The sequence below is a fragment of the Bacillus sp. m3-13 genome (genome assembly GCF_000175075.1).
GTDB classification, from domain to species: domain Bacteria; phylum Bacillota; class Bacilli; order Bacillales; family Bacillaceae_I; genus Sutcliffiella_A; species Sutcliffiella_A horikoshii_C.
Genome location: NZ_ACPC01000034.1, coordinates 1 through 1,822 on the forward strand (window position 1 = coordinate 1; position 1,822 = coordinate 1,822).

2 protein-coding genes are annotated in these 1,822 nt (G+C 42.6%); one reads left to right on the plus strand and one right to left on the minus strand.

Annotated elements, in window-relative coordinates; genetic code table 11:
* Nucleotides 1-28: 28 nt before the first annotated feature.
* A complete protein-coding gene (gene lysS, locus M313_RS0116975) occupies nt 29-1,519 on the plus strand; it encodes a lysine--tRNA ligase (protein ID WP_010191443.1) in 1,491 nt (496 codons plus the stop codon).
* Nucleotides 1,520-1,610: 91 nt separating this feature from the next.
* Here lysS and M313_RS26470 read toward each other — a convergent pair.
* On the minus strand, nt 1,611-1,822 hold a 212-nt coding region (locus tag M313_RS26470; RefSeq protein ID WP_234946579.1), incomplete at its 5' end, for a hypothetical protein.

The window sequence follows — 1,822 nt, forward strand, 5'->3', positions numbered from 1 at the left end:
GATAAATTACTAGTTGGAGTTGAATAAAATGAGTCAAGAAGAATTAAACTTGAATGACCAGTTGATGGTTAGGAGAGAAAAATTACAAAAACACCGCGATAAAGGATTAGATCCGTTCGGAGCTAGATTTGAGCGTACAAATGATTCTAAAGAACTGATTAACCAGTACGGAGAAATCGAAAAAGAACAATTGGACGAAAAGGAAATTGCTGTAACACTTGCTGGTCGCATCATGACAAAGCGCGGCAAAGGAAAAGCAGGCTTTGCGCACATCCAAGACCTTACCGGCCAAATTCAGTTATACATTCGTAAAGATGCTGTAGGCGATGAAGCATACGAAATCTTCAACTCTGCAGATATCGGGGACATTGTCGGAGTAACAGGTTTTGTTTTCAAAACAAAAGTAGGCGAGCTTTCTATTAAAGCAACATCTTTTGAATTGCTGACAAAAGCATTGCGTCCACTGCCTGAGAAGTACCACGGACTTAAAGACGTAGAACAACGTTACCGTCAACGCTATCTTGACTTAATCACAAACCCAGAGAGCAGAGAAACGTTCATCGCCCGCTCTAAGATTATCCAAGCGATGCGCCGTTACCTGGACGACCATGGCTACCTAGAAGTTGAAACACCAATGATGCACTCTATCGCCGGTGGAGCATCAGCACGTCCGTTCATTACTCATCACAACACATTGGATATGACGTTATACATGCGTATTGCGATTGAACTCCATCTTAAACGCCTGATTGTCGGCGGCCTGGAGAAAGTTTATGAAATCGGCCGTGTCTTCCGTAACGAAGGTGTATCCACTCGACACAACCCTGAATTCACCATGATTGAACTATATGAAGCGTACGCTGACTATAAGGATATCATGAGCCTGACAGAGAACCTTGTTGCTCACATTGCCAAGGAAGTGTTAGGCAGCACGAAGGTTCAGTATGCCGACAGCGAAATCGATCTGACTCCAGAGTGGAAACGACTGCACATGGTTGACGCAGTTAAAGAAGCAACAGGCGTAGACTTCTGGCAGCAGATGACTGATGAGGAAGCGCGTGCACTAGCAAAAGAACATGGCATTCAAATCACAGAACATATGCAGTTCGGTCATATCTTGAACGAATTTTTTGAGCAAAAAGTAGAAGAGACGCTTATTCAACCTACATTCATCTATGGCCACCCAGTGGAAATTTCTCCACTAGCCAAGAAGAATGCAGAAGATCCGCGCTTCACAGATCGTTTTGAATTGTTCATTGTTGGCCGTGAGCATGCAAATGCCTTCACAGAGCTTAACGATCCAATCGATCAAAAAGAGCGTTTCGAAGCGCAGCTTAAAGAAAAAGAGCAAGGTAATGATGAGGCACACGAAATGGATCATGACTTTATCGAGGCACTTGAGTACGGTATGCCGCCAACAGGTGGACTTGGAATCGGAATCGACCGCCTTGTTATGTTGCTGACAAACTCTCCTTCTATTAGAGATGTATTGTTATTCCCGCAAATGAGACACCGTTAATTTTATAAGGTAACGCCGCGCTGCTTATTTGCAGCGCGGCGTTTTTGATAAGGGTTAACGATTGATGATGACCGTTCAATTTAGGGGGAAATCAGGCACTGAATAATGAGACTATTACAACATTATCATTTAACGAAAATAATCGAAAAAACCTATTGCCTTTGTATTCTAGCGATGGTATATTAATATTCGTTGTCACAAACGACATCGTTTCTACCGAAAAAAAGAAATGAAAAAAGTTGTTGACACAAACTGATTGATTTGGTAAGATAATAAAGTCGCCTTGAGAGAGACGACAGAGCA